This window comes from Caulobacter segnis, assembly GCF_003243465.1.
Taxonomy (GTDB): domain Bacteria; phylum Pseudomonadota; class Alphaproteobacteria; order Caulobacterales; family Caulobacteraceae; genus Caulobacter; species Caulobacter segnis_A.
Genome location: NZ_QFQZ01000004.1, coordinates 1 through 24,620, shown reverse-complemented (window position 1 = coordinate 24,620; position 24,620 = coordinate 1). Strand labels below are relative to the sequence as shown.

Here is a 24,620-nt window from a genome sequence, read left to right as displayed (position 1 = left end):
GCCCGCGCGGATCCCCCTCCCGCGCGGGCTTTTTGCGCGCGCCGCGCAGTGTGTAACAGGGTCGAGATACTTGCCCCGCCATGGCCACGGGACGGCGCCAAAGGACCTTGGTTTGGTCCCGTCCTCGCCGGGTTGCGGGTCGATAAGAACAGTGTCGACGAAGACGGATCGGGGTCCTGTCCAGTCCCCCAGCCCCTCCGGTCCACAGACTTCGGCGACGCTTAAAGGAACCCGCGCGGCCACTCCCCCTCCAGCCGCGCGGGTTTTTCCTTGTCTGGAAGCCTGCGAGTTCGCCTGAGCCCCTGGGCTCAGTGCTCGGCGGCGGGCGCCTGCAGAACGCCCAGGATGCGGCCGCCCTTGGCGCCCTGCAGCAGCACCACCGTGACGAGGTCGGCGTCGGCGGCCGCGGGCAGGCGGTAGAGCTTGGGCTTGCCCGCCCAGGGGCCCAGGCGCACCAGCTCGCGCACCACATTGCGGTGGATCAGGGTCTGGCCCTTGTTGTCGCCGCGCTTGACGGCGATGTCCTGCTCGCGCGGGTCGTAGCGCACCAGCCAGACCTCGCCGCCGCCGCGCGGCGCCGGGCCCGAGCCGACGGCGACCCGGGTCTTGCCGACGAATTCCATGTCCGGCGGATTGAGCGGGGCCTTGGCCGCCGACTTGACTAGGTCCTCGACCGCCTCGGCCTTGGTCCCGGAGGCCTGGACGCGGCCGGCCACCACGATCTGCGGGGTGGGCACGTCGCGCAGGGCGAACTTCTTGGCGTAGGCGCGCTGGCGCTCGGCGAAGTCCGGCTTGGCGAAGGTGTCCTTCCAGCCCAGATAGTCCCAGTAGTCGACCGAATAGGTCAGGGCCAGGACGCCGTCGCGCTGTGACAGTTCGGCGGCCAGCTGGTTGGCCTTGCCGCAGGACGAGCAGCCCTGGGCGGTGAACAGCTCGACCACCACGGGCGGCTTGCCCGCCCAGGCGGCCGGAGCCCACGCCAGGGACGACGCGACGCCGGACAGGGTCAGGCAGAACAGGGAGAGGGCGGCCTTACGCATTTGCGGGTCACTTAAGCCAAGAACGCCCAGGATCGCCGTTCACGAGGCCGTGAATAGCAGCGGTCCATGGGGAGAAACGGGGAAGACATCGTTGTCAGCCGGGGATCGAACGAAAACGGCCGGCCCCGCGAGGAGCCGGCCGTCTCGTTTCAAGCCCGGAGGCTCGCGCTTAGTCCGCGCGCGCCAGGTTGCGCAGCACGTAGTTCAGCACGCCGCCGTTCTTGAAGTATTCAAGCTCGGTCGGGGTGTCGATGCGGCAGCGGACCGGGAAGCGGGCGATGCGGCCGTCGGTCGGGCGGTACAGCTCGACGATCAGCTGCTTGCGCGGCGCCAGATCCGTCAGACCCCGGATCGAGACGATTTCCTCGCCGGTCAGCTCCAGCTTCTGCCAGCCGTCCTGGACGAACTGCAGCGGCAGCACGCCCATGCCGACCAGGTTCGAGCGGTGGATGCGCTCGAAGCTCTCGCAGATCACCGCGCGGACGCCCAGCAGCTTGGTGCCCTTGGCGGCCCAGTCACGCGACGAGCCGGTGCCGTATTCCTTGCCGCCGAAGACGACCGCCGGGCGGCCTTCTTCCTGGTACTTCATGGCCGCGTCGTAGATCGACATCACTTCGCCGGTCGGGAAGTGCTTGGTCACGCCGCCTTCGATGTCCGGGGTGATGCGGTTGCGGATCCGGATGTTGGCGAAGGTGCCGCGCATCATCACCTGGTGGTTGCCGCGGCGAGCGCCGTAGCCGTTGAAGTCCACCGGCTGGACGCCGTGGTCGATCAGGAACTTGCCGGCCGGGCTGGAAGCCTTGATCGAACCGGCCGGGCTGATGTGGTCGGTGGTGATCGAGTCGCCGAACACGGCCAGGATCCGGGCTTCCACGATGTCGGTCACCGGGGTCGGCGTCATCGACATGTTGGGGAAGTAGGGCGGGTTCTGGACGTAGGTGGAATCGGCTTCCCAGGCGTAGGTCTGGCCGCCGGTCACCTTGATGCCCTGCCAGTTCTTGTCGCCCTTGAAGACGTCGCCGTAGCGGCTGGCGAACATCTTCTCGTTGATCGCCTTGCGCTGCAGGGCGGCGATGTCCTCGTTCGAGGGCCAGATGTCCTTCAGGTAGACGTCGTTGCCCTTCTTGTCCTGGCCGATCGGCTGGGTGGCCAGATCGATCTTCAGGCTGCCGGCCAGGGCGTAGGCCACCACCAGCGGCGGCGAGGCCAGGTAGTTGGCGCGGACGTCCGGGTTCACGCGGCCTTCGAAGTTGCGGTTGCCCGAGAGCACGCTACAGGCGACCAGGTCGTTGTCGTTGATCGTCTTGCTGATGGCTTCCGGCAGCGGGCCCGAGTTACCGATGCAGGTGGTGCAGCCATAGCCCACGAGGTTGAAGCCCAGGGCGTCCAGCGACTTGGTGAGGCCGGCCTTGGCCAGGTAGTCGGTGACGACTTGCGAGCCGGGAGCCAGCGAGGTCTTCACCCACGGCTTGACCTTCAGGCCCTTGGCGACCGCGTTCTTGGCCAGCAGGCCGGCGGCGATCAGCACCGAGGGGTTGGAGGTGTTGGTGCACGAGGTGATGGCCGCGATGACCACGTCGCCGTGGCCGACGTCGAAGTTTTCACCCTCGACCGGGGCGCGCAGATCGGGGGTCTCCGCCTTGCCGAACTCACCGGCCAGCGACTCGGCGAACTTGGCGGCCGCGTCGGCCAGCAGGACGCGGTCCTGCGGGCGCTTCGGACCGGCCAGCGAGGGCTGGACGGTCGAGAGGTCGAGCTCCAGGTTGTCGGTGAAGGTCGGCTCGGCGACGCCGGGCTCCCACCACAGGCCCTGCTCCTTGGCGTAGGCTTCGACCAGGGCGACGCGTTCCGGCGTGCGGCCGGTGCCCTTCAGATAGGCGATGGTCGAGGCCGAGATCGGGAAGAAGCCGCAGGTGGCGCCGTATTCCGGGGCCATGTTGGCGATGGTCGCCTGGTCTTCCAGGGTCAGGTTGGCCAGGGCGTCGCCGTAGAATTCGACGAACTTGCCGACCACGCCCTTCTTGCGCAGCATCTGGGTGACGGTCAGCACCAGGTCGGTCGCGGTCGCGCCTTCCGGCAGGGCGCCGGTCAGCTTGAAGCCGATGACTTCCGGGATCAGCATCGGGATCGGCTGGCCCAGCATCGCGGCCTCGGCCTCGATGCCGCCCACGCCCCAGCCCAGGACGGCCAGGCCGTTGACCATGGTCGTGTGGCTGTCGGTGCCGACGACGGTGTCGGGATAGGCGACTTCGGCGCCGTCGACGGTGTTGGTCCAGACGGTCTGGGCCAGGTATTCCAGGTTCACCTGGTGGCAGATGCCGGTGCCGGGCGGCACGACGCGGAAGTTGTTGAAGGCCGACGAGCCCCAGCGCAGGAAGCGGTAGCGCTCGATGTTGCGCTCGTACTCGCGCTTGACGTTGGCGTCATAGGCCTTGGCGTCGCCGAAGTTGTCGACCATCACCGAGTGGTCGATGACCAGATCGACCGGGTTCAGCGGGTTGATCTTGGCCGGGTCGGCGCCCAGGGCGACCATGGCGTCGCGCATGGCGGCCAGGTCGACGACGGCGGGAACGCCGGTGAAGTCCTGCATCAGCACGCGCGCGGGGCGGAAGCTGATCTCGTGCTCGACCGAGCCCTTGTTCTGCAGCCAGGCGGCGACGGCCTTCAAGTCTTCCTCGGCGACCGAGACGCCGTCTTCGTTGCGCAGCAGGTTCTCGAGAAGCACCTTCATCGAGACCGGCAGCGAAGAAGTTCCGGCAAGACCGGCTTCCTCGGCGGCGCGAAGGCTGTAATAGACGTAGGTCTTGCCGCCGACGGTAAGCTCGCGACGGGCTTTCAGGCTGTCAACAGACGCCATTTCTGAGGATCCTTCTCTGTCCACGGCCGCCCGAAAACCACTCCCGGGATCACGCGCTGATCGGAAGGGACACACAGGTTCCGCCTCCGCGCCGCGTACCACCCAAACCGACTGGAGGGGGACGACCGCGCGCTTCTTAGCGCTGCGTTGGCCTAACGTCCATGTCGCGCGCGGGGTCTTGGCGTGTTGAGAGTTGTTCTCATAAAGGATTTGGCGATTACCAGGGGCGAGCGCCGTCTGTTCTCGAACCTTGACCTCAGACTGTCTTCCGGCGAAGCGGCCGTCTTGGTGGGACGAAATGGCGCAGGCAAGACCAGCCTGCTGCGCGCGGTCGCCGGCCTGCTGCGCCCCGCCGAGGGGAAGATCACCTTCGAGGGCGACACCGGACCGCTGGAGGCCGACGCGGCGCGGGCCGAGCAGCTGCACCTGCTGGGCCACCAGGACGGGCTCAAGTCCAACCGAACGGCCTGGGAAGAGCTGCGCTTCCAGACCCTGTGGACCGGCGGGACCGAGGAGAGCGCCCGCGCGGCCGCCAAGCGCTTCGACCTGGTGCGCCTGCTGGACCTGGAGGTTCGCCGCCTGTCCGCTGGCCAGCGTCGACGCCTGGCGCTGGCGCGCCTCGCCGCCAGCCCGCGGGCGCTGTGGCTGCTGGATGAGCCGATGGCCCCCCTGGACGCGGGACAGCGCGCCGCGTTCGGCGAGGTGATGAGCGAGCATCTGGCCGGCGGCGGCATGATCCTGGCCTCGGTGCACGATCCGCTGCCGATCCCCACGCGGTCCGTGGAGATTGGCCAATGAAGGCGTTCGGCGTCCTTCTCCGCCGGGAGCTCTCCCTGGCCTGGGGCAATGGCGGCGGGCCGCTGCTGGCCCTGACCTTCTACGCCTGCGTCGTGGTGCTGCTGCCCATGGCGTCGGGCCGCGCGCCCGAGCGCCTGGCCGCGATCGCGCCGGGCGTCGCCTGGCTGGCCCTCGCCCTGGCGGCGCTGCTCTCGCTGGAGCGCCTGTTCGAGCGCGACTACGAGGACGGGACCCTGGACCTGCTGGCGCTGGGCCCCGCGCCGCTGGAGGCCGTCGCGGTGGCCAAGTGCCTTGCCCAGTGGCTGGCGACCGGCGCGCCCCTGGCCCTCGCCGCGCCGGTAGCGGCGCTGATGCTGGGCGCGGACCTGAAGGTCATGCCGCTGCTGATGCTGTGCGCCCTGGTCGGGGGTCTGGCCTTCGCCTTCCTCGGCGGGCTGGGCGCGGCCCTGGCGCTGGGCGGCAAGCGCGGCGGCCTGCTGGTCGCTGTCATCGTGCTGCCGCTGTTCGCCCCGCCGGTGATCTTCGGCGCCGGGGCGCTGGACGGCTATTCGGCCGGCCTGCCCTGGACCGGCGGCCTGCTGCTGATGCTGGCCTATTGCGTCGGGGCGGTCGCCCTTTCGCCGCTGGCCATGGGCGCGGCCTGCCGGAACGCCCTCGACTAGGGGGTCGGGGCGACGGTCGCCTGCAGCTCGCCCGGCGCGGCGCTCCGCTCGCCCAGCACCACCGCGAGACTCCCGCCGATGATCAGCGCGCCGCCCGCCAGCAGCGGCAAGGTCAGGTGGTCGCCGAACAGCAGCACGCCGCAGGCTGCGCCCATCAGCGGCTCGATATTGATGAACACCCCGGCGCTCGCGGCCCCGACCCGCGCCGATCCGAACTGCCAGGCGGCGGTGGCGAGCAGGGTCGCCAGCACGCCCTGGGCGAGGACGGCGGCCCAGACCGGTGCGCTCAAGTCGAGCCTCGGCGCGCCGTGCATCACGAAGGCGATCGGCAGGATGGTGACCGCGGCGATGATGATCGACACCGCCGGGATCGCCATGGCGTTCGGCGCGGGCGGCGCCCGGCGCAGGGTCAACAGCCAGGCCAGGAACAGGAACAGCGAGGCGATCGACAGCGCGACGCCCCAAGGCGAGCTGGCGCCGTCCGGCTTGCCCGCGATCAGGGCCGCGCCCAGGGTCGCCGCCGCCACGCCGGCCCAGGACAGCCGCGAAACCCTCTCGCCCAGCACCCGGGCGCTGACCGCGATCAGCGCCGGCATGGCCCCGACCAGCAGGGCCGCGACCGTGACGCTGACATGGGCCAGGCCCTCGAACTGGACCAGGAACGCCACGCCGTAGATCACGCCCGAGGCCAGCACGACCGGCGAGCGGAACAGCGCCCGCACCTCGGGCTTGCGCAGCGCGAACGGCGCGGCGGCCAAGGCGGCGACCACGAACCGCAGCAGCACCATGTGGGCGGCCTGCGCCTCGGTCAGGATCAGCTTGCCGGTGGGAAAGCCGAGCCCCCAGCAGACGCCAGCCAGGGCCAAGGCCATGAACGCGATCGACTTCATGCGGACTCCGCGCGGAAGATGAGCGGGGGCGGGCGGGCCGCTCGGCCGGCCTCGTATCGACGTGTAGCGTCGCTATGTCCCGGAAATGTCAGTGGTGATAGCGCCGGCGAGCGGATCTGCAAACCCGGCTGTCTCAACCGCGCGTCAAGTCTGTAGAATTGTTCATCTAAGCTGACATTTTCGCGCCACATCGCGGTGGCCAAGCTTCTGGCAGTTCAACTGACAGGAGCTCACACCATGCGTAAAAGCCTTCTCCGCCTGGCGCTCGCGGGCGCCGCCGTCACCGCCCTGGCCGCCGGCGCGGCCTCGGCCCAGATCCCCGCGCCACCCCCGCCGCCGGCTCCCCCCGCGCCGCCAGCCCCGCCTCCGCCGCCGATGGACGCGATGATGGCCATGGGTCCGGGCATGATGGTCATGCACCACGGCCGCGGCCTCGATCCGGTCAAGCGCGCCGAGCATCTGCGCGACGTCCTGCAGCTGCGGCCGGACCAGGACGGCGCCCTGAAGGCTTATGTCGAAGCGACCTCGCCCAAGATCCTGGTCAGGAAGGACGAGGCCGACGGCAAAGGCGGTCCTGAGCGCCTGGTCGAGCGCAAGCCGCCGACCACGCTGGAGCGCCTCGACCAGATGACCAAGGCCGCCGAGGCGATCCAGAAGCGCGCCGCCGCCACGCGAGCCTTCTATACCGCCCTGTCGCCCAGCCAGCAGAAGGCCTTCGACGCCCTGGACCTGGAGGCCGGCGGCGACCACATGATCATCCGTCGTTTCGAGACCCGCGGCCCCGCGCCGTTCAAAGGCTCGCGGACGATGGTGATCCAGCGCAAGGTCGGCTGACCCCGACCCTGCGTCCGGAGGGCGGCGCGCCTGCACGCGTCGCCCTTCTTCTCCTGATCCGTAGCGATACGGCCATTGCCCGCGCCGCCCGGCCGCTCTAGAGCGTGATCCATGGACGCGCGCCACACGTTCGATTTCCTGACCAACCCCGAGCGGTTCATGGCCTTCTCGCGATGGGCCGCCCCGCTGCTGGGCGTTCTGTCCGCGATCGCCGCCGCCGCGGGCCTTGTCATGACCTTCCTGGTCCCCGAGGACTACCAGCAGGGCGACACCGTGCGGATGATGTTCATCCACATCCCGGCCGCCTCGCTGTCGCTGTTCATCTATCTGTGCCTGGGCGTCGCCAGCTTTCTGGCCCTGGTGTTCCGCCAGGCCCTCGCCGACCTCGCCGCCCAGGCCTGCGCCCCGATCGGCGCGGTCTACACGGCGCTGGCGCTGATCACCGGCTCGCTGTGGGGCAAGCCGATGTGGGGCGCCTGGTGGGTTTGGGACGCGCGCCTGACCTCGGTGCTGGTGCTGCTGCTGTTCTATCTCGGCTACATGGCCCTGCGTGGAGCGCTCGAAGACGAGCAGAAGGCCGCCCGTGCCGCCGCCATCCTCGCCCTGGTCGGACTGATCAACCTGCCGATCGTCAAGTTCTCGGTCGAGTGGTGGAACACACTGCACCAGGGATCCTCGACCTTCATGGCCGCCAAGGGCGACGGCCTGCCGGCGATCTACGCCTGGCCGGCCGTGCTGATGGGCCTGGCCTATCTCGGCGCTTTCGGCGCCCTGTGGCTGGTGCGGATCCGCGCCCTGGTCTGGCGGCGCAAGGCCCGCAGCCTGTCGCTGAAGCTGGCGGAGGGCGCGCGATGAGCTTCGATTTCGACGCGGGCAAGTACGCGATCTATCTGTGGCCCGCCTTCGCGATCTCGGCCCTGGCCTTCGCCTGGATGATCGCCAGCAGCCTCCTCATGGCCCGCCGCTGGCGGCGCGAGGCCGAGCGCCTGCAGGCTGAGTTGGAGTCGACCAAGTCGTGAAGCGCTGGCTGGCCTTCGTTCCGCTACTGATCCTGCTGGCCCTGGCCGGCCTGTTCGCCGGCTATGCGCTCAAGCGCGACCCGCGCGTGCAGCCCCACGCCCTGGTCGGCAAGCCCGCCCCCGCCCTGCAATTGCCCGAACTGACCAGCGGGACGCCGACCGCGATCCGCGACGCCAGCGAAGGCCCTGTGCTGGTGAACTTCTTCGCCTCGTGGTGCGCCCCCTGCGAGGTGGAGCACCCGCAGCTGATGGCCCTGAAGGCCCAGGGCGTGAAGGTGGTGGGCGTCGCCTACAAGGACGCGCCCGCCAACACCCAGGCGTTCCTGACCCGGCTCGGCGATCCCTTCGCCCTGCATCTGGTCGACCGCGACGGCCGCGCGGGGCTGGAGTTCGGCGTCACCGGCGTGCCGGAGACCTATCTGGTCGGCTCCGACGGCGTGATCATCGCCAAGCACACCGGCCCGCTGACGCCGGACGCAGCCGAGGACCTGCTGAAGAAGGCGAAGTAGCGTCTTACCGGGTGCGCGGACAGGTCGCGGGGCGATCTTGTTAACTTTGCGTTGACCATACTCGCGCACGCTTTGTTAACCGTGCTAGATTCCGAGTCATGAGCAACGTCCGTCCCGCCGGCTGGCCCGTCGTTCCGTCGCAAACCCCGTCGGTCCCCGCCAAGACCGGCGCGGCGACGCGCGCGGCTTTCTTCCAGGCGGCCCTGACCGAAGCCGCGCCGGCCCGTCCTGCGGCGGCTCCCTCGACGGTTCAGCTGCAGGCCCAGGCTCAGCCCCAGCAACGCGCGGCGCCGCAAAAGCCGTTCGTCCAGCCCGACGCCCAGCCGCAGAAGATCCTGCGGCCTGGTTCGCTGCTGAACATCCTGGTCTGACGCTCCGACGTCCGACCGGCCGGTTGCGGAAAATCCGGTCGACCTGAAAGACCAGACCTTTAGAGTCCCACGGCCGTCGCTTCGCAAGGCAGGGATCTCATGCGCACCGCCATCGCCGCTCTAGCCGTCTGCCTCCTGGCCGCAGGACCGGCGCGCGCCTCCGAGACCGATCCAGACCTGGTCAAGACCGTGGCCGAGCTCGATCGGCAGGCCTTCGACGCCTACAACCGCTGCGACATGGTGGCGTTCGGCAAGTTCTTCGCCCCCGACGTCGAATTCTTCCACGACGACGGCGGCGTCACGGTCGGGCGCGACATCGTGGTCGAGAACACCCGAAAGTACATCTGCGGCAAGGTCCAGCGCGTGCTGACGCCCGGCTCGCTGAAGGTCTATCCGATCAAGGGCTATGGCGCGATCGAGGAGGGGCTGCATGGCTTCCGGTCGGTCGCCGAGGGCGAGGGCGGCGGGGTCGCCAAGTTCCTGATGATCTGGAAGCGGACGGGCGACGACTGGCGAATCACCAAGGTCGTCAGCTACGGCCACATGCCGGGGCCAGACGCCAAGTAGCGCGGTCAGGCCGCCTTCTTGGCGGCCTTGTCCTTCTTCACCTTCTTGTCCTTCTTCGGCTTGTCGGTCTTTTCAGCCTTGGCCTTCTTGGACTTCGGGGCGGCCTCTTCCGGGTGCAGGTCGGCGCCGGCGACGTCCGCCAGCAGGTCAAGGAATCCTTCGCGCTTGCTGGGCTTGAGCAGGGCGAGAATGCGGGCGTCGGCCATGGCGACCATCGGGCGAACGGCTTCGAGCGCCTCGCGGCCGGCGGTGGTCAGGCGCACGCTGTTGGCGCGGGCGTCCTCGCTGGAGCGCTGGCGCTCCAGGTGGCCCTTGGTGATCATCCGGGCGACCATGTCGGCCAGGGTCGAGCGGTCGATGCCGGTGGCGCGGACCAAGGCCGTCTGGGTGACGCCCTCGTTCTCGGCCACGGCGGCGAGGACGGCGAACTGGCGCTGGGTGACCCCCGCCTGACCGCATTCCTCGGCATAGATGTCGAGCGCCAGTTGCAGGACCCGGTGCAGCAGATGACTGGGCGAACGCTCCAGCAAACCGCCGATCGCCTTGTCGCCCTTGCTCTTGGCCATGTCTCGCGCCCCCACATCGCACGGTCCCTCGACCGACGGACAAAGGCTAGCACCGGAACGCGTCGATTTGACGACAACGGTCCGTGGACGGCGGAAAGCGCGTGGGACTAGAAGCCCGCGTCCGGAGGTTCCGCCGCCGCGGGGGCGTCGCCCTTGGCCATGTGCTTCATCATGAAGGGGATCTGGGTGGCCACGAACACCAGGGCCAACGGCAGCAGGCCCAGACGGAACTTGACCCAGGTGTCGGTGTCCTGGGTATGACGGACGATCTCGTTCAGCACGGCGACTAGGGCGAAATAGCCGGCGTAGCGCAGGCTCAGGGTCCGCCAGGCGGCGTCCGGCAGATGCAGGGCTTCGCCCATCAGCAGCTTCAGCGGCTGGCGGCCCGTCAGGATCCCGCCCAGCAGGAAGGCGGCCAGGGCCAGGTTGATCACCGTGACCTTGATCTTCACGAAGATGTCGGAGTGGAAGACGAGCCCGAGGGTCCCGAACACCAGCGCCATGCCGCCGAAGAACAGCGGCAGGAGGGCCAGGCGGCGCTCGACCGCATAGCCGATCGCGAGCGCGGCGGCCGAGGCGGCGACCAGAACCCAGGTCGCCTTCTGGAAGTCCTTGGTGACGAAATAGGCGACGCCGAACGCGATGGCCGCGCCATAGTCGACGACCGTCCGCACCCAGCCGGCGTTCTTCTTGGGGGCCGCTTGGGAGGCCTCGACCGGCGCTTCGTTCACGGATCAGTCCTTGAGGCCGACGAGCGAGCGCGAGAAGGCCCGGGCGTCGAACGGTTGCAGGTCCTCGATCCCCTCGCCCACCCCGATCAGCTTGATCGGGCTGTCGGAGGCGCGGGCCACCGGCACCAGCACCCCGCCGCGCGCGGTGCCGTCCAGCTTGGTCATGACAATCCCCGACACGCCGACCTGGTTGCCGAAGATCTTCTCCTGGGCCAGGGCGTTGCGGCCCACGGTGGCGTCCAGGACCAGCAGGGTCTCGTGCGGATAGTCCGGATCGACCTTCTTCACGACACGGATGACCTTGAGCAGCTCGTCCATCAGGCCCTGCTTGTTCTGCAGGCGGCCGGCCGTGTCGATCAGCACGACGTCGTAGTGCTCGGCCTTGGCGCGCTCGACGGCCTCATAGGCCAGGCCGGCGGCGTCCGAGCCGGTGGGCTTGGACATGAAGTCGGCCCCGGCGCGGTCGGCCCAGACCTTCAGCTGCTCGACCGCGGCGGCGCGGAAGGTGTCGCCGGCGGCGATCAGCACGCGCGCGCCCTTCTCGGTCAGGTCAGCGGCGATCTTGCCCAGCGTCGTGGTCTTGCCCGAGCCGTTGACGCCGATGAACAGCACCACATAGGGACGCGGGCCGCTCAGCGGGTCGAAGTCGCCCTGGCGGTCGGCCAGCTCGGCGGCGATCAGCTCGGCCAGGGCCTCCTTGACCTCGTCGTCGGTCGACGACTTGCCAAAGCGCGCCTTGCCGAAGGCGTCGGTGATACGGGCGGCGATCTCGGGGCCGAGATCGGCCTCGATCAGCATCTCTTCCAGGGCGTCCAGCTGGTCCTGGTCCAGGGGCTTCTTGGTGAAGACCCCCGTGACCTGCTCGGTCATCTGCTGGGAAGACCGGGCCAGGCCTGACGTCAGGCGTTGGAACCAGCCTTTTTTCTGATCGGGCTTGTCGCTCATCCGCGCCCCTTTAGCCGACCGGGCGAAAGTGTAAATCGGGATTTAACCGGACACGGTTAGCGCGGGCCGCCCAGCCGTGCGAAGGAAAGGGCATGGACGTGCAACTTGACCCTTTGGGAACGGCGCTTTTCTGGCTCGACTACGCCGCAGCGGCCGTTTTTGGGGCAACCGGCGCCCTCGCGGCGGCCCGGCGCAAGCACGACATCATCACCTTCGGATTCTTCGCGGCGATCACCGGCGTCGGGGGCGGAACCCTGCGCGACCTGCTGATCGGCGCGCCGGTGTTCTGGGTGCAGCGGCCCGGCTACATCGTCGCCTGCCTGGCCGCCGCCACCGTGGTCTGGCTGCTGGGCAAGCGCGGCTGGCGGTTCCGCGCGCTGCTGTGGCTGGACGCCCTGGGCATGGCCGCCTACGCCGTGGTCGGCACGGCCAAGGCGCTGGGCCTGGGCGTGCATCCGTTCAGCGCCGTGGTCATGGGCGTTCTGACCACCGCCTTCGGCGGCGTGATCCGCGACGTGCTGGCCGAGGAGCCCAACCTCCTGCTCCGCCGCGAGATCTACATCACCGCCGCCTTGCTGGGGGCGACCGTGTTCACGGTGCTGCAGCTGGCGGGCGTGGCGTTCTGGCCGGCCGGGATCGCGGGCTTCGCCGCCGCCTTCGGGTTGCGGGCTTGCGCGATCAAGTTCGGCTGGAGCCTGCCGGGCTTCATGGGGGAAGAGTTTCCCTCTCCCCCTGCGGGAGAGGGTGGCCCGCGCAGCGGGTCGGGTGAGGGGTCGCGCTGACGGCCCCGCCTATCGACCCCTCATCCGGCCCTTCGGGCCACCTTCTCCCGCAAGGGGAGAAGGACTCACGTGTCGTGATCGGGATGCTGCCGGCTCACCACCGCCCCCGTCGGCCCCATCGGCGGCCGCACCGGCATGTCCGCGAGGTGCTCCATCCAGGCCGGCCGGCTCTCGACGGCAAGCTGAACCACCGGCTCGACCGCCGACGGATCGTCGAAGGCGAACAACGCCAGGTCGATCTTGTCGGCGCTCCATTCGAAGGTCAGTGGCGTGCCGCAGGCGGCGCAGAAGCCGCGCCGGATCTTGTCCGAGCTCTGGAAGGTCGCTCGCTGGCCACGCGTCCAGGTCAGCTGATCGACGGCCACGCTCACCAGCGCCCCGAACGGACCGCCGAACGCCTTCTGGCACATGCGGCAATGGCAGATGGAGGCGCGGCCGGGTTCGCCCTCGACCCGGAACCGGACCGCGCCGCACTGGCAGCCGCCGCTCAAGCCCATGGTCCCTATCCCTTCGGCGTCAGCCGGAACGTCACCTTGTAGCCGTCGTGGTCGGACAGCACCGGTTCTGAGGCGCCGTCGAACGTCGCCTCGACCGCGACGGGGGTCACCGTGACCCGTTCCCCGTCCAGGAAGCCGATCAGGTCCTGGGTGTCCAGCCACGGCGCGTCGCCGTCATAGGAGATCTGGGTGTCGCAGGCGCCGGGGCGATGGTGGCACCAGCGGCTGACCACCTCGAACGGGTAGTCGGCCATCACGTGGTCGAAGCGCTCCGCCGAGTGCATGACGTTGAAGTCGCCGCCGACCAGCAGCGGCGCGCCCGGCGTGCGGTCCTCCCGCATGAAGCCCTTCAGCTCGTCGGCCTGCAGGTGGTGAGCCTGCGTCGCCCGGCTACGCGGCACGCCGGAGGCGCCCTTGGAATTGAGGTGGGTGTCGGCGACCTCGACCGGCGTCGGCAGCCCCGCCACGTCCAGGCTGACCAGCATGACGCCCTTGTTGGCCAGGCAGTCCAGGCCCGCGCAGTAGTGATAGGCGTGCGACTTGACCCAGTTGATCGGGTGGTTGCTCAGCACCCACAGGCCGCTGGAGCCCCACTTGCCCAAGCCCTCGCCCTTGCGGCGATATTTCACGCGCCGGAAATCGGGCTTCTGGCCCTCCAGCATGTTCGGATCGCGCTGGCCCTTGTTGGGTCCGCGCGCCACATACGGATAGCCGCTCTCGTCGATCAGGTCCCAGATCTCGGAGCGGAAGCCCTCCTGGATCAGCACGACGTCGGGCTCGTCACCGGCCTTGCGCATCTTGGCCAGCTCGTGGCCGATCGCCTTCAGCGCCTCGCCGCGGCCGCTGCGGACCGGCCAGGGCAGGCCCTCGACATTGTAGGTCATGACGCTGAACGTCACCGGCCTGGCCGGCTCGGCGCGCGCCGGGGCCATGGCCAGGACGGCGAACAGAGCAGCCGCGGTGAGCGCGCGCCGGATCAGGAGACCCGCTCCCCAAGCACCCGGGCGCCGTCATGGCCCGTGACCTTGAAGGCCACGATCCGGCCCGCCGGCGCCTCGCCCTCGAAGCGGATCTCGGTGAAGTCCTCGGCCCGCGCCAGGCCGTCGCGTTCGACCAGGCCCGACAGCACGCGGCCGACCTGGCGCTGGAGATGACGTTCCAGGCCCCGCTGGCCCGCCTCGCGCAGGCGGCGGGCGCGGTCCTTGATCACCGGCCCCTTCACCGGCGGCATCCGCGCGGCTGGCGTGCCGGGGCGCGGGCTGTAGGGGAAGACGTGCAGGAAGGCCAGATCCGCCTCCTCCACGAGACGCAGGGTGTTCTCGAAGGCTTCGTCGCTCTCGGTCGGGAAGCCGGCGATCAGGTCGGCGCCGAAGGCGGTGTCGGGGCGCACGCGGCGCACCTCGGCCACCAGCTTCAGCGCGTCCTCGCGGCTGTGGCGACGCTTCATGCGCTTGAGGATCAGATTGTCGCCGGCCTGCAGGGACAGGTGCAGATACGGCATAAGGCGCGGCTCGGTCTCCAGCAGCGCGAAGAGGTCGGGATCGATCTCGGCCGCGTCGATCGACGACAGGCGCAGGCGCGGCAGGTCGGGGACCATGCGCAGGATACGGCCGACCAACTGGCCCAGGGTCGGTTGCTCGGGCAGGTCCGCGCCCCACGAGGTGACGTCGACGCCGGTCAGCACCACTTCCTGGTAGCCTTCGGCCGTGAGCTTGCGGACTTGCTCGACGACCTCGGCGGCGGGCGCCGAACGCGAGTTCCCCCGGCCATAGGGGATGATGCAGAAGGTGCAGCGGTGGTCGCAGCCGTTCTGGACCTCCACATAGGCGCGGGCGCGGTCCTTCAGGCCGTCGATCAGGTGACCGGCGGTCTCCTTGACCGACATGATGTCGTTGACCCGCACGCGGCCGGTTTCCAGCAGCGCGCCGGGCGCGGCCTTCTCGGCGTTGCCGAGCACGAGGTCGACCTCCGGCATGGCGGCGAAGGCGGCCGGATCGACCTGGGCGGCGCAGCCGGTGACGATCACCCGCGCGCCCGGGCGCTCGCGGCGGGCCTTGCGGATCGCCTGGCGGGCCTGGCGCACCGCCTCGTTCGTGACCGCGCAGGTATTGAACACCACCGCGTCGGTGACGCCGTCGGCGGCGGCGCGGGCGCGGATGGCCTCGCTCTCATAGGCGTTGAGGCGGCAACCGAAGGTCACCACCTGGACGCCGTCCGGGCCGGAGGAGACGACGGCGGGACCGCCCTCCTCCCCGGCTTCGGGTTTCGGCTTGGGCGTCGCCTTGATGACGGTGTAGGTCGCCATGGCGTTAAGCGGCGACCGCCTCGGGCAGCTTGCCGGCGAAGTCCATGCTGACCGGGCCGGTCATGATCACGTGGCCGTCGCTTTCGCGCCATTCGATGGTCAGCGCGCCGCTCTCAAACTCGACCTTGGCCTTGCGATCGGTCAGGCCCCGGCGGACGGCGGCGACCTGGGCGGCGCAGGCGCCGGTGCCGCAGGCGGCGGTGAGGCCCGCGCCGCGCTCCCAGACCTTCAGCCGGATGTGGTCGCGGCGCTCGATATGAGCAAAGCCGACATTGACGCCTTCCGGGAACAGCGGGTGGTGCTCGACCTGGCCGCCGACCTTGGCGGCGAAGTCGTCGCTGACTGGGGCGTCGACGAAGAAGACGACGTGCGGATTGCCCATCGAGACGCAGACCGGAGCCTGGACCAGCGGCGCGCCGGTGGGACCGACCTGCAGCTCGACCTGGGCGGTGTCCATCTCTTCGGCCAGCGGGATCTGGTTCCACGCCAGACGCGGCGGGCCCATGTCGACCGTAACCAGCTTCTCGCCGGCGGCGACGCCCGACAGGCGCCCGGCGACGGTGTCGAAGGCGACCTCGGTCTTGCCGGCCGACTGCATCAGAAGCCAGGCCACGCAGCGGGTGCCGTTGCCGCACGCGCCGGTCTCCTCGCCGTCGGCGTTCCAGAAGCGCACATAGGCCGACGCGCCCTCGGCCTTGGGCGGGTCGATGGCGATGACCTGGTCGCAGCCGATGCCGCCCTCCCCGCGTTTGGCGATCGCGCGGATCTCCTCGGGGGTGGGTTCGAAGCTCTGGGTCAGGGTCTGGACCACGACGAAGTCGTTGCCCAGGCCGTTCATCTTCAGGAAGGTGCGGCTCATGGCCGGGCTATATAGTGGAAAGCCGCGCAAAATGCACCGCGACCATCAGCGTCAGGATCAAGAGGGGCTGAGGCTGCGGGCCCGGCTGCGTGCGCTGTATCACGGCGCGTCGCCGACGGCGGTGCGATTCCGCTATGCGATCATCCTGATCGACATCGCGATCATCGCCTTCTTCATCGCCGCGCCGCTGATGCAGCGCCACGGCGTGACCTTCTACCTGATCGACTATGGCGTCGCGACGTTCCTGGCGCTGGACCTGGCCGCGCGGGCCGTGGCGCACGGGGATATAAAGGCGTGGCTGCGAAAGCCGATCGTCTGGCTGGACCTGCTGATCCTCGCGACCCTGCTGTTCCCGGCCTGGCTGTTCAACTTCGGCTTCCTGCGGGTGTTGCGCCTGTGGACCCTGATCCACAGCGAGTTCTTCTGGCGCACGATCGGGCGACGCTACGACGACACCCGGGTCGAGGACGTGACCCGGGCGGCCAGTTCGCTGGTGACCTTCGTCTTCGTGGTGACGGGCTTCGTCTATACGAGCTTCGCGGGCCGGCACGAGGGCATCGGCGGCTATGTCGACGCGCTCTACTTCACGGTCACCAGCCTGACGACCACCGGCTATGGCGACGTCACCCTGCCGGGGGTCTGGGGCAAGCTGCTGTCGATGGCGGTGATGCTGGGCGGGGTGTCGCTGTTCATCGGCCTGATCCAGTCGATCCTGCGGCCACACAAGGTCGTCCACCCCTGCGAGGCCTGCGGCCTGCGCCGGCACGATCCGGACGCCGTGCACTGCAAGGCCTGTGGCAAGCTGTTGAACATTCCCGACGACGGGGTGTGATCGCGCTTGGCATAGCTCTGGCGCGGGTAAAAATTTGCGCTACCGTCCCCCGCCATGATCCTGTTCCGAGCTTGTTCCGCGATCGCCCTGGCCGCGATCCTGTCCTCCGTTCCGGCCGGCGCGGCCTTATCGCAGACGGTAGATCCTCACCTGGCCCTGGAGGCGGTCGAAAGCCCCGAGTCCCTGGCCTGGGTAAAGGCGCAGAACGACAAGACGCTGCCGCTGCTGTCGGCCGATCCGCGCTTCGCCGGCCTGCAGGCCGACGCGCTGAAGATCCTGGCCAGCAAGGACCGGATCGCCATGCCGACCTTCGTCGGCAAGACGGTCTTCAACTTCTGGCAGGACCAGACCCACGTTCGCGGCGTTTGGCGGCGGACGAGCCTGGAGTCCTACAAGTCCGCCGATCCCCAGTGGGAAACGGTGATCGATCTGGACGCCCTGGCCGCCGCCGAGGGCAGGAACTGGATCTGGAAGGGCGCGGACTGCCGACCCGAGACCCACGACCGGTGCCTGATCTCGCTATCTAACGGCGGCAAGGACGCCGTCACGGTCCGCGAATTCGACCTGACGACCAAGAGCTTCATCGATCCGGCCGCGGGCGGCTTCGTCCTACCCGAGAGCAAGCAGACCATCGAATGGCTGGACGCCGACACCCTGATCCTGACCCGCGACTGGGGTCCCGGCACGACGACGGACAGCGGCTACGGCTTCGTGATCAAGACGCTGAAGCGCGGCCAGGCGCTGAGCGAGGCGGTCGAGATCTTCCGAGGCCAGAAGAGCGACGTCTCGGCCCGGCCGAACGTGCTGCGCGACGCGGCCGGAAACCGCGTGGTGCTGCTGACCCGCGCCACCGACTTCTTCCACGATGAGACTTACCTGTGGGACGGCCAGCGGGCCGAGCGGCTGCCGATCCCGCAGAAGGTCGGCGTGCGCGGTCTGATCGGCGGCAAGCTGGTCCTCAAGATCGAGGAGCCGTGGACCATCGACTCGAATGCCTCGGCGAAGAGCTTTCCAGCCGGCTCGCTCGTCGCCGTGTCGCCAGGATTTCTGACCAAGGCGCGCGACAAGGAGATCGCGATCAGCAACGACTGCGATCCCTGCCAACTGCTGGCCCCCGGCCCGCGCCAGTCGATCGACCAGGTCGCCGTGACCGACCACCGCGTGCTGGCCGTCGTTTACGACAATGTCCGCGGCAGCCTGGTCAGTTTGCGGCTACGCGGCGAGTTCGGGGTGACGTCCCAGCCGCTGCCGGTCATCGACAACGCCGCCGTCTCGCTGGGCTCGCACGCCGACGAGGGCGACGACGTCTTCTACACCGTCGAGGGCTTCCTGACGCCCACCCAGCTGAAGCTGGCCGACGCCACCGGAACCACCGCCCAGACGGTCAAGGCCCTGCCCGCCCTGTTCGACGCCAAGAACCTGGTGGTCGAGCAGAAATCGGCGACCTCAAAAGACGGTACGGCCATCCCCTACTTCCTGGTCCACAGGAAGGACTGGAAGCTGAACGGTCAGAACCCGACCCTGCTGCACGCCTATGGCGGCTTCAACCTGTCCAAGCTGCCGGTCTACGACCCGCTGGTCGGCAAGCTGTGGCTGGAGCGCGGCGGCGCCTACGCTGTGGCCAACATCCGGGGCGGCGGCGAGTTCGGGCCGGCCTGGCACGAGGCGGCGCTGAAGGCCAACCGCCAGCGGGCCTATGACGACTATTTCGCGGTCGCCGAAAAGCTGATCGCCGACAAGGCCACCGCCCCGCGCCACCTCGGCGCCTACGGCCGCTCGAACGGCGGCCTGCTGATGGGCGTGGCCATGACCGAGCGTCCGGACCTGTGGAACGCGGTGGTGGTCGAAAGCCCGCTGCTGGACATGATCCGCTACACCCAGCTGCCGGCCGGCGCCTCGTGGATCGGCGAATACGGCGACCCGGCCATTCCGGCCGAGCGGGCCTGGATCGAGAAATACAGCCCCTACCAGAACCTCAAAGCCGGCGTGAAATATCCCCTGGCCTATATCACGACCTCGACCAAGGACGACCGCGTCCACCCCGGCCACGCCCGCAAGTTCGCCGCCCGCCTGGACGACCTGAAAGTCGACCACCTCTATTTCGAGAACACCGACGGCGGTCACGCCAACGGCGCCGACCCCAAGGCCAACGCCCGCCGCTGGGCCCTGCACTACACCTACCTGTCGCGCCAGCTGATGGACCACTAGATGAAGCGCCTTCTCCTCGCCCTCCTGGCCACCACGAGTCTGATGACCCTGACCCCCGCGACCGCCGCCGACGGCGCCAAGCCCGCCGAAGCCCGCACGCCCCTGTCCGAGCTGGGCAAGGACGATCCCTATCTGTGGATGGAGGAGATCGAGGGAACCCGCCCCCTCGACTGGGCGAAGGCCGAGAACACGCGCAGCCTGGGCGTGCTGCAGGGCGACGCCCGCTACGCCGACCTGGAGGCCAAGGCCCTGGCGATCCTGAACGCCAAGGACCGCGTACCGGGGGTTTCGTTCGCCGGCGACGGATCCTTGCGCAACTTCTGGCAGGACGCCGACCACGTGCGCGGCCTGTGGCGCAAGACGACGCTGGAGAGCTACCGCACCGCCCAGCCGGCCTGGGAGACGATCCTCGACATCGACGCCCTCTCCAAGGCCGAGAACGCCAACTGGGTGTTCAAGGGCGCCAGCTGCCTGCCGCCCGAAGAGACCCGTTGCCTGGTCACCCTGTCGAACGGCGGCAAGGACGCGGTCAGCGTCCGCGAGTTCGACACCACGACCAAGACCTTCGTCGACGGCGGCTTCGTCCTGCCCGAGGGCAAGCAGAACTATAGCTGGCTCGACAAGGACACCCTTCTGGTCGGCCGGGAGTGGGCGCCGGGCGAACTGACGAACTCCGGATACGCCTATGTCCTGAAGACCCTGAAGCGCGGCCAGGCCCTGGACCAGGCCGTCGAGATCTATCGCGGCCAGAAGACCGACGTCTCGGTCAGTCCGTTCATTCTTCGCGACGCCGACGGCAAGGTCGTCGCGAAAATGGCCTACCGCGGCGTGACCTTCTTCGAGCGTGAATATCATCTGCTCGACGGCGCCCAGCCGGTGAAGCTCGATTTGCCCTTGAAGAGCTCGATCCAGGGCTATGTCGACGGCCAGATGGTCGTGCTGATGGAGCAGGACTGGCCGGCCAGGGGCTTCAAAACCGGCGACCTGGTCAGCTTCGACCTGGCCAAGCTTAAGGCCGCGCCGGACAAGGCGGCGGCGACGCTGGTGCTGCGCCCATCCGCGCGCCAGTCGGTGGAATCCGTCAACAGCACCCGCAACAAGCTGGTCGTCAGCCTGCTGGACAACGTCAAGGGCGCGGCCCTGGTGTTCAGCCACGGCCCCAAGGGCTGGACCTCGCAGAAACTGGACCTGCCGGCCAATTCCAGCATCGGCTTGGGCTCGGCCTCGGACCAGGACGACCGGATCTTTGTCAGCGTCACCGGCTATCTGACGCCCAGCACCTTCTGGCTGGCCGACGCGGCGACGCTGAAGCTCGAGCAGGTCAAGGCCTCGCCCGCCCGCTTCGACGCCTCGACCCACGTGGTCGAGCAGTTCGAGGCGACCTCTTCGGATGGGGTGAAGATCCCCTACTTCGTGGTGCGGCCCAAGGGCGTGAAGTACGACGGATCGTCCCCCACCCTGCTCTACGCCTATGGCGGTTTCCAGGTGCCGCTGACCCCTGGCTATTCGGGCGTTATGGGCAAGCTGTGGCTGGAGCGCGGCGGGACCTATGTCGTCGCCAACATCCGCGGCGGCGGCGAGTTCGGCCCGGCCTGGCACGAGGCGGGCCTGAAGGCCAACCGTCAGAAGGTCTATGACGACTTCTTCGCCGTCTCCCAGGACCTGATCGCCCGCAAGATCACCTCGCCCCGGCGCCTGGGGATCATGGGCGGCAGCAACGGCGGCCTCTTGATGGGCGTCGCCTTGACCCAACGGCCCGAACTCTACAACGCCGTCGTCGTGCAGGTGCCGCTGTTCGACATGATCCGCTACAGCCAGCTCGGGGCCGGCGCCTCGTGGGTCGGCGAATACGGCGATCCGGCCATCCCGTCCGAGCGGGCGGTGATCGCCAAGTACGACCCCTACTCCAACCTGAAGGCCGGCAGGAACTATCCCGAGGTCTTCATCGAGACCTCGACCAAGGACGACCGCGTCCATCCGGCCCACGCCCGCAAGGCGGCCGCGCGGCTGATGGAGCTGGGCTATCCGGTGCTCTATTATGAGAACATCGACGGCGGCCACGCCGGCGCTGCCAACCTGGCCGAAACGGCCCGGCGGCAGGCGCTGGAGTACGTGTACCTGACGCGCCGGCTGATGGACTGACGGAAGGCTAGGCCCTCAAGCCGCCGGAGCGGCGAAGAAGGTCCGGCAGATCGCCCGGCCGGTGGCCTCGGCCAGGATGAGCTCGGGGTCGCGAACGGCCGCCATCAGGCCCTCGTCGGGCGTCTGCACGTCGATCCGCTGGAGATCGATCACGGCCTTGTCGCTGGCCCGCCTCACCTTGACCTGGGCGACCAGGCGGTTGGGACGGTTGAGGTCGATGTCGCCCAGATGGCGCACATTCAGCCGCTCGATCTTTAGATCGAGCCGCAGGTCCTGACCCGCGGCGCAGGCGGCCAGGCCTTCGTCCACCTCTTCGGTCAGGGTCCGCGTGAAGGTCTCGCTGGGGCCCTGGCCCCAGGTCCATCCGGCGTGGATCACCACGTCGCGCACCCGGGCCCGAGGCGCGGCCTCGGCGCCGGACGCGAAGGTCAGCGCCAGCAGGAAGGTGGCGGTCATCACAGTCTTCATGGTCATCCTCGACAAGCTCGACCCGCCTTAAAGCGAAGCTCGCATGAACCGGAGATGACCAGCGTTCTTCGAACGCGGCCCCCTGGCTTCAGGGAGCGATGTTCATGCGGATCGCCGCCGGATCGAGGCCGCCGGCCGGCCAGGCTCGCGTCCAGCCGTACTTCAACTCGCCCTCGCGGAAAGCGAAGCGATCGAGGTGCTTGGCCACCACGTCCTCGAGACGCGTCAAGCCCTCCAGGTCGGCGGCCTCGAGCGTGATGTCGAGGCCGTCCGGGTGGGCGGTCATGTGGCAGGTTCCCAGCGGCAGCGGAAACAGGGCCGAGGTCTCGTCATAGGTGACCTCGAACTTGTGGCTCCAGTGCTTGGCCAGCTGGGTCATGTAGCGGGCCGCCTTGTCGGTGGCGACGCGGGCGTGGCTCTGCATGGTCGCCTCCCTCAGACCGATTCGATGACGGACGCGGCGTCGTCCAGCGCCTTGGCCACCGCCGCGATCTGTTCGGCCGTCAGCTGGCCGCCGTGCAGCTTGAGCCGCAACGCCGTCTTCAGGTTCTCGCGAGCCCGCAGGATCTGCGGCGAGAAGGCCGCGCTGGCGGACGCCGCTTCGGCCATGCGCTCGAACAGCGAGCGGACGGGCGCGTCGTTGCTGGCAAGGAACGCCTCGCCCTCGGGCGTGATCGTGTAGAGCTTCTTGCCGCCGCCGGCGTCGCTGGCGGTGACGTAGCCCATTTCCTCCAGCAGGGTCAGGGTCGGATAGACCACGCCGGGGCTGGGGCTATAGGCGCCGCCGGCCGCGGTCTCGATGGCCTTGATCAGCTCGTAGCCGTGGCTGGGCTTGTCGGCGATCAGCTTGAGCACCACGAAGCGCAGGTCGCCGTGATCGAAGAACCGGCCCATGCGACCGCCGCGGCCGCGTCCGGGAGGACCGCCGTGAAAGCCGAACGGGTGGCGGCCGTGATGCGCGTCGCCGCGACCGTCCCAGCGCCCGCGGTGATGATGATGATGTCTTCCAAACATGTCTTTTCGACTCCGTTTCGTTATATCGGAATTACAGATATATCGGAATCTCAGGTGGTCAAGAGCTATTTTCGATATATCTGATAATGCCGCCTAACGGCTTGGGCACGTCCGTGACTCTCCGGTGACGTCCTGTGCGTCTGTGAAGATCTCGGCCGACTGCGGCCTCTCGGCCTCAGTCGCCGAGCAATCGGCGCAAAAGAACAGCTGAGTGGACCGAAATGATCGCCTCAATCTTGATACGGAGCGGCGCGCCAATACATGGGGGCTTCGGAATCAGGAGCACACGTGGGAGCGATCAGGACAAGGGCGCGCGCCGACAGGCGTTCGGCGGGCGGTATAACGCCGCCGCGATCGCGATGGCTGCGGGGCTTCTGGCCGTCGCTCCGGCGGTCCACGCCCAGGAGCAGCCGACCGGTTCGGCGCCCGCCAATGATCCGTGGGAAGGCTTCAACCGCGGCGCGTTCAAGCTTGGCATGGGGCTGGACAAGGTGCTGCTGGCGCCGATCGCCCATGGCTACATGGCCGTGACGCCCCGCCCGGTCCGCAACCGGGTGAGCTCGGTCGTCTACAATCTCGGCGAGCCCAACACCGTCATCAACTTCGCGCTGCAGGGTAAGCCCAAGCGGGCCATGCGATCGACCGCCCGCTTCGTGGTCAATTCGACCGTCGGCGTCCTGGGCCTGTTCGACGTGGCGTCCAAGATGCATCTGCCGCGCCGCGACTCCGACTTCGGCCAGACCTTCGGCTATTACGGCGCGGGCCCCGGGGCCTATATCTACGTGCCGCTGATGGGTCCGCTGAACGTCCGCGACGGCATTGGCCGGGCGCTGGACATGGTCACCGACCCGGTCAGCGCGGTGGCCGGCGGCGTCAGCACCGATTTCGGCAAGGCCCGTCTGGGCGTCACCATCGTCGACGTGCGGGCCTCGGCCGATCCGGCCTTCCGCGCGTTGAAGGACTCGCCCGACCCATACGTCGCGGCGCGTTCCGCCTACGGACAGTACCGTGAAGCCTTCATTCGACAGGCCACCGGCGCAGCCGAGGATCTACCCGATTTCGACTCGCCGCCGTCCGATACGGCTCCGGCGACGCCGAGCCCTCAATAATTCGTCTGGTAAGAACATGACCCTGAAGCTCAACACCCGGCGCGGCGCCAACGCCGCGCTTCTGGCTTTTCTCGGCGCCGTCGCGATCAGCGCGCCCGCCATGGCCCAGGCCCGCGACCCGGGCGCGGAAGCCTTCGTGCAGACCAAGGCCCAGCGCGTCATCTCCGTGCTGGCCAACAAAGGCATGAGCGACGCCCAGAAGAAGCAGGTCTTCCACCAGGCGATCGACGAACTGGCGGATGTGCCGCGCGTGACCAATTTCGTGCTGGGCAAGTACGCCCGCACCATCACCCCCGAACAGCGGGCCCGCTTCGCGCCAGCCTTCAGGACCTACGCCGAGAACGTCTACCAGGACCGCATCGACGACTACCGCGGCGAACAGCTGAAGGTGACCGGCTCGGTCGTTCGCAAGCCCGGCGACGTGATCGTCAACACCACCATCTCGGGCGGCCAGATCAGCCAGCCGCTGCCGGTCTCGTGGCGCGTGCTGGGCGGCGGCCAGACCTGGAAGGTCGTCGACGTCCAGTTCAAGGGCGTCTGGCTGGCCATCACCCAGCAGCAGGACTTCGTCTCGACGATCGACAACGCCGGCGGCAACATCGACGTGCTGATCAA

The 24,620-nt window shown here is 68.7% G+C and carries 27 protein-coding genes; 14 read left to right on the top strand and 13 right to left on the bottom strand.

Annotated elements, in window-relative coordinates:
* Positions 1-308: 308 nt before the first annotated feature.
* Together DI526_RS02330 and acnA are read right to left on the bottom strand one after the other, a co-directional pair.
* Positions 309-1,040 carry a thioredoxin family protein gene (locus DI526_RS02330; protein ID WP_304273641.1) on the bottom strand — a complete coding sequence of 244 codons (732 nt, stop codon included), beginning with the start codon at positions 1,038-1,040 and terminating at the stop codon, positions 309-311.
* Positions 1,041-1,209: 169 nt separating this feature from the next.
* The gene (acnA, locus tag DI526_RS02325) at positions 1,210-3,897 is read right to left on the bottom strand and encodes an aconitate hydratase AcnA (RefSeq protein ID WP_304273639.1); all 2,688 of its coding nucleotides are present in this window, start codon (positions 3,895-3,897) and stop codon (positions 1,210-1,212) included.
* 183 nt (positions 3,898-4,080) lie between these two features.
* Here acnA and ccmA point away from each other — a divergent pair, with 183 nt between their 5' ends.
* Together ccmA and ccmB are read left to right on the top strand one after the other, a co-directional pair.
* Complete coding sequence (ccmA, locus tag DI526_RS02320) at positions 4,081-4,695, top strand: heme ABC exporter ATP-binding protein CcmA (protein ID WP_304273637.1); 615 nt, start codon at positions 4,081-4,083, stop codon at positions 4,693-4,695.
* Positions 4,692-5,357: a heme exporter protein CcmB gene (ccmB, locus tag DI526_RS02315; protein ID WP_304273636.1), complete on the top strand. Its 666-nt coding sequence runs from the start codon at positions 4,692-4,694 to the stop codon at positions 5,355-5,357. The genes ccmA and ccmB overlap by 4 nt, the downstream gene beginning before the upstream one ends.
* Here ccmB and DI526_RS02310 read toward each other — a convergent pair.
* Complete coding sequence (locus DI526_RS02310) at positions 5,354-6,247, bottom strand: DMT family transporter (RefSeq protein WP_304273634.1); 894 nt, start codon at positions 6,245-6,247, stop codon at positions 5,354-5,356. The genes ccmB and DI526_RS02310 overlap by 4 nt on opposite strands.
* Before the next feature lie 237 nt (positions 6,248-6,484).
* Here DI526_RS02310 and DI526_RS02305 point away from each other — a divergent pair, with 237 nt between their 5' ends.
* From DI526_RS02305 to DI526_RS02280, 6 genes are all read left to right on the top strand, one after another.
* Entirely contained in the window at positions 6,485-7,081 is a 597-nt protein-coding gene (locus DI526_RS02305) for a Spy/CpxP family protein refolding chaperone (protein WP_304273632.1), read from the top strand.
* Positions 7,082-7,192: 111 nt separating this feature from the next.
* Positions 7,193-7,936, top strand: coding sequence for a heme ABC transporter permease CcmC (ccmC, locus tag DI526_RS02300; RefSeq protein WP_304273630.1), 744 nt, complete (start codon positions 7,193-7,195; stop codon positions 7,934-7,936).
* Positions 7,933-8,100, top strand: a complete 168-nt coding sequence (gene ccmD, locus DI526_RS02295) for a heme exporter protein CcmD (protein WP_304273628.1) — start codon at positions 7,933-7,935, stop codon at positions 8,098-8,100. Before ccmC ends, ccmD begins: the two co-directional genes overlap by 4 nt.
* A complete protein-coding gene (locus DI526_RS02290; RefSeq protein WP_304273626.1) occupies positions 8,097-8,609 on the top strand; it encodes a DsbE family thiol:disulfide interchange protein in 513 nt (170 codons plus the stop codon). The genes ccmD and DI526_RS02290 overlap by 4 nt, the downstream gene beginning before the upstream one ends.
* Before the next feature lie 98 nt (positions 8,610-8,707).
* Positions 8,708-8,980 carry a hypothetical protein gene (locus DI526_RS02285; protein WP_304273625.1) on the top strand — a complete coding sequence of 91 codons (273 nt, stop codon included), beginning with the start codon at positions 8,708-8,710 and terminating at the stop codon, positions 8,978-8,980.
* Between the two features lie 99 nt (positions 8,981-9,079).
* Entirely contained in the window at positions 9,080-9,547 is a 468-nt protein-coding gene (locus DI526_RS02280) for a nuclear transport factor 2 family protein (RefSeq protein WP_304273623.1), read from the top strand.
* Between the two features lie 5 nt (positions 9,548-9,552).
* On the opposite strand, the gene DI526_RS02275 is transcribed toward DI526_RS02280, so the two are convergent.
* The 3 genes from DI526_RS02275 to ftsY all read right to left on the bottom strand — a co-directional run bounded on the left by DI526_RS02275 (position 9,553) and on the right by ftsY (position 11,789).
* Positions 9,553-10,113, bottom strand: coding sequence for a MarR family winged helix-turn-helix transcriptional regulator (locus DI526_RS02275; RefSeq protein WP_304273621.1), 561 nt, complete (start codon positions 10,111-10,113; stop codon positions 9,553-9,555).
* Between the two features lie 107 nt (positions 10,114-10,220).
* Positions 10,221-10,844 (bottom strand): inner membrane-spanning protein YciB, encoded by a 624-nt coding sequence (locus DI526_RS02270; protein WP_304273619.1) that lies wholly within the window; start codon positions 10,842-10,844, stop codon positions 10,221-10,223.
* Between the two features lie 3 nt (positions 10,845-10,847).
* Positions 10,848-11,789, bottom strand: coding sequence for a signal recognition particle-docking protein FtsY (gene ftsY, locus DI526_RS02265; RefSeq protein WP_304273617.1), 942 nt, complete (start codon positions 11,787-11,789; stop codon positions 10,848-10,850).
* A 92-nt stretch (positions 11,790-11,881) separates the two neighbouring features.
* On the opposite strand from ftsY, the gene DI526_RS02260 reads away from it, so the two are divergent.
* Entirely contained in the window at positions 11,882-12,571 is a 690-nt protein-coding gene (locus tag DI526_RS02260) for a trimeric intracellular cation channel family protein (protein ID WP_304273615.1), read from the top strand.
* A 65-nt stretch (positions 12,572-12,636) separates the two neighbouring features.
* Here DI526_RS02260 and DI526_RS02255 read toward each other — a convergent pair whose 3' ends face one another.
* From DI526_RS02255 to dapF, 4 genes are read right to left on the bottom strand one after another with little or no spacing between them, the layout of a single operon-like run.
* Positions 12,637-13,068: a GFA family protein gene (locus tag DI526_RS02255; RefSeq protein WP_304273613.1), complete on the bottom strand. Its 432-nt coding sequence runs from the start codon at positions 13,066-13,068 to the stop codon at positions 12,637-12,639.
* 5 nt (positions 13,069-13,073) lie between these two features.
* On the bottom strand, positions 13,074-14,000 hold the full coding sequence (locus tag DI526_RS02250) for an endonuclease/exonuclease/phosphatase family protein (protein ID WP_304273611.1): 927 nt from the start codon (positions 13,998-14,000) through the stop codon (positions 13,074-13,076).
* A 44-nt stretch (positions 14,001-14,044) separates the two neighbouring features.
* Positions 14,045-15,373, bottom strand: a complete 1,329-nt coding sequence (mtaB, locus tag DI526_RS02245; protein WP_304273609.1) for a tRNA (N(6)-L-threonylcarbamoyladenosine(37)-C(2))-methylthiotransferase MtaB — start codon at positions 15,371-15,373, stop codon at positions 14,045-14,047.
* Positions 15,374-15,377: 4 nt separating this feature from the next.
* Positions 15,378-16,232, bottom strand: a complete 855-nt coding sequence (gene dapF / locus DI526_RS02240) for a diaminopimelate epimerase (RefSeq protein WP_304273607.1) — start codon at positions 16,230-16,232, stop codon at positions 15,378-15,380.
* A gap of 31 nt (positions 16,233-16,263) precedes the next feature.
* Between dapF and DI526_RS02235 the strand changes: the two genes are divergently transcribed.
* The 3 genes from DI526_RS02235 to DI526_RS02225 are packed head-to-tail and all read left to right on the top strand — an operon-like array spanning position 16,264 to position 21,414.
* Entirely contained in the window at positions 16,264-17,064 is an 801-nt protein-coding gene (locus DI526_RS02235) for a potassium channel family protein (protein WP_304273606.1), read from the top strand.
* 54 nt (positions 17,065-17,118) lie between these two features.
* Positions 17,119-19,272, top strand: a complete 2,154-nt coding sequence (locus DI526_RS02230) for a prolyl oligopeptidase family protein (RefSeq protein ID WP_304273604.1) — start codon at positions 17,119-17,121, stop codon at positions 19,270-19,272.
* Positions 19,273-21,414, top strand: a complete 2,142-nt coding sequence (locus DI526_RS02225; RefSeq protein ID WP_304273601.1) for a prolyl oligopeptidase family protein — start codon at positions 19,273-19,275, stop codon at positions 21,412-21,414.
* Between the two features lie 15 nt (positions 21,415-21,429).
* Here DI526_RS02225 and DI526_RS02220 read toward each other — a convergent pair whose 3' ends face one another.
* The 3 genes from DI526_RS02220 to DI526_RS02210 all read right to left on the bottom strand — a co-directional run bounded on the left by DI526_RS02220 (position 21,430) and on the right by DI526_RS02210 (position 22,896).
* Complete coding sequence (locus DI526_RS02220; protein ID WP_304273599.1) at positions 21,430-21,882, bottom strand: hypothetical protein; 453 nt, start codon at positions 21,880-21,882, stop codon at positions 21,430-21,432.
* An 88-nt stretch (positions 21,883-21,970) separates the two neighbouring features.
* Positions 21,971-22,306 carry a DUF2218 domain-containing protein gene (locus tag DI526_RS02215; RefSeq protein ID WP_304273597.1) on the bottom strand — a complete coding sequence of 112 codons (336 nt, stop codon included), beginning with the start codon at positions 22,304-22,306 and terminating at the stop codon, positions 21,971-21,973.
* A gap of 11 nt (positions 22,307-22,317) precedes the next feature.
* A complete protein-coding gene (locus DI526_RS02210) occupies positions 22,318-22,896 on the bottom strand; it encodes a PadR family transcriptional regulator (protein ID WP_304273595.1) in 579 nt (192 codons plus the stop codon).
* A 359-nt stretch (positions 22,897-23,255) separates the two neighbouring features.
* On the opposite strand from DI526_RS02210, the gene DI526_RS02205 reads away from it, so the two are divergent.
* Both DI526_RS02205 and DI526_RS02200 read left to right on the top strand, forming a co-directional pair.
* Positions 23,256-24,005, top strand: a complete 750-nt coding sequence (locus DI526_RS02205) for a VacJ family lipoprotein (protein ID WP_304273593.1) — start codon at positions 23,256-23,258, stop codon at positions 24,003-24,005.
* 16 nt (positions 24,006-24,021) lie between these two features.
* The coding region (locus DI526_RS02200; protein ID WP_304273592.1) for a phospholipid-binding protein MlaC at positions 24,022-24,620 on the top strand (599 nt) is incomplete at its 3' end.

Bases quoted from the DNA above. Each gene is read 5' to 3' on its own strand.
- DI526_RS02305 (WP_304273632.1), top strand. From the start codon at position 6,485: ATGCGTAAAAGCCTTCTCCGCCTGGCGCTCGCGGGCGCCGCCGTCACC.
- ftsY (WP_304273617.1), bottom strand. From the start codon at position 11,789: ATGAGCGACAAGCCCGATCAGAAAAAAGGCTGGTTCCAACGCCTGACG.
- dapF (WP_304273607.1), bottom strand. From the start codon at position 16,232: ATGAGCCGCACCTTCCTGAAGATGAACGGCCTGGGCAACGACTTCGTC.
- DI526_RS02280 (WP_304273623.1), top strand. From the start codon at position 9,080: ATGCGCACCGCCATCGCCGCTCTAGCCGTCTGCCTCCTGGCCGCAGGA.
- DI526_RS02255 (WP_304273613.1), bottom strand. From the start codon at position 13,068: ATGGGCTTGAGCGGCGGCTGCCAGTGCGGCGCGGTCCGGTTCCGGGTC.
- DI526_RS02330 (WP_304273641.1), bottom strand. From the start codon at position 1,040: ATGCGTAAGGCCGCCCTCTCCCTGTTCTGCCTGACCCTGTCCGGCGTC.
- DI526_RS02285 (WP_304273625.1), top strand. From the start codon at position 8,708: ATGAGCAACGTCCGTCCCGCCGGCTGGCCCGTCGTTCCGTCGCAAACC.
- DI526_RS02230 (WP_304273604.1), top strand. From the start codon at position 17,119: ATGATCCTGTTCCGAGCTTGTTCCGCGATCGCCCTGGCCGCGATCCTG.
- DI526_RS02260 (WP_304273615.1), top strand. From the start codon at position 11,882: ATGGACGTGCAACTTGACCCTTTGGGAACGGCGCTTTTCTGGCTCGAC.
- DI526_RS02225 (WP_304273601.1), top strand. From the start codon at position 19,273: ATGAAGCGCCTTCTCCTCGCCCTCCTGGCCACCACGAGTCTGATGACC.
- acnA (WP_304273639.1), bottom strand. From the start codon at position 3,897: ATGGCGTCTGTTGACAGCCTGAAAGCCCGTCGCGAGCTTACCGTCGGC.
- DI526_RS02210 (WP_304273595.1), bottom strand. From the start codon at position 22,896: ATGTTTGGAAGACATCATCATCATCACCGCGGGCGCTGGGACGGTCGC.
- ccmB (WP_304273636.1), top strand. From the start codon at position 4,692: ATGAAGGCGTTCGGCGTCCTTCTCCGCCGGGAGCTCTCCCTGGCCTGG.
- ccmD (WP_304273628.1), top strand. From the start codon at position 7,933: ATGAGCTTCGATTTCGACGCGGGCAAGTACGCGATCTATCTGTGGCCC.
- DI526_RS02250 (WP_304273611.1), bottom strand. From the start codon at position 14,000: ATGGCCCCGGCGCGCGCCGAGCCGGCCAGGCCGGTGACGTTCAGCGTC.
- mtaB (WP_304273609.1), bottom strand. From the start codon at position 15,373: ATGGCGACCTACACCGTCATCAAGGCGACGCCCAAGCCGAAACCCGAA.
- DI526_RS02310 (WP_304273634.1), bottom strand. From the start codon at position 6,247: ATGAAGTCGATCGCGTTCATGGCCTTGGCCCTGGCTGGCGTCTGCTGG.
- DI526_RS02220 (WP_304273599.1), bottom strand. From the start codon at position 21,882: ATGAAGACTGTGATGACCGCCACCTTCCTGCTGGCGCTGACCTTCGCG.
- ccmC (WP_304273630.1), top strand. From the start codon at position 7,193: ATGGACGCGCGCCACACGTTCGATTTCCTGACCAACCCCGAGCGGTTC.
- DI526_RS02215 (WP_304273597.1), bottom strand. From the start codon at position 22,306: ATGCAGAGCCACGCCCGCGTCGCCACCGACAAGGCGGCCCGCTACATG.
- DI526_RS02275 (WP_304273621.1), bottom strand. From the start codon at position 10,113: ATGGCCAAGAGCAAGGGCGACAAGGCGATCGGCGGTTTGCTGGAGCGT.
- DI526_RS02235 (WP_304273606.1), top strand. From the start codon at position 16,264: ATGCACCGCGACCATCAGCGTCAGGATCAAGAGGGGCTGAGGCTGCGG.
- DI526_RS02205 (WP_304273593.1), top strand. From the start codon at position 23,256: ATGGCTGCGGGGCTTCTGGCCGTCGCTCCGGCGGTCCACGCCCAGGAG.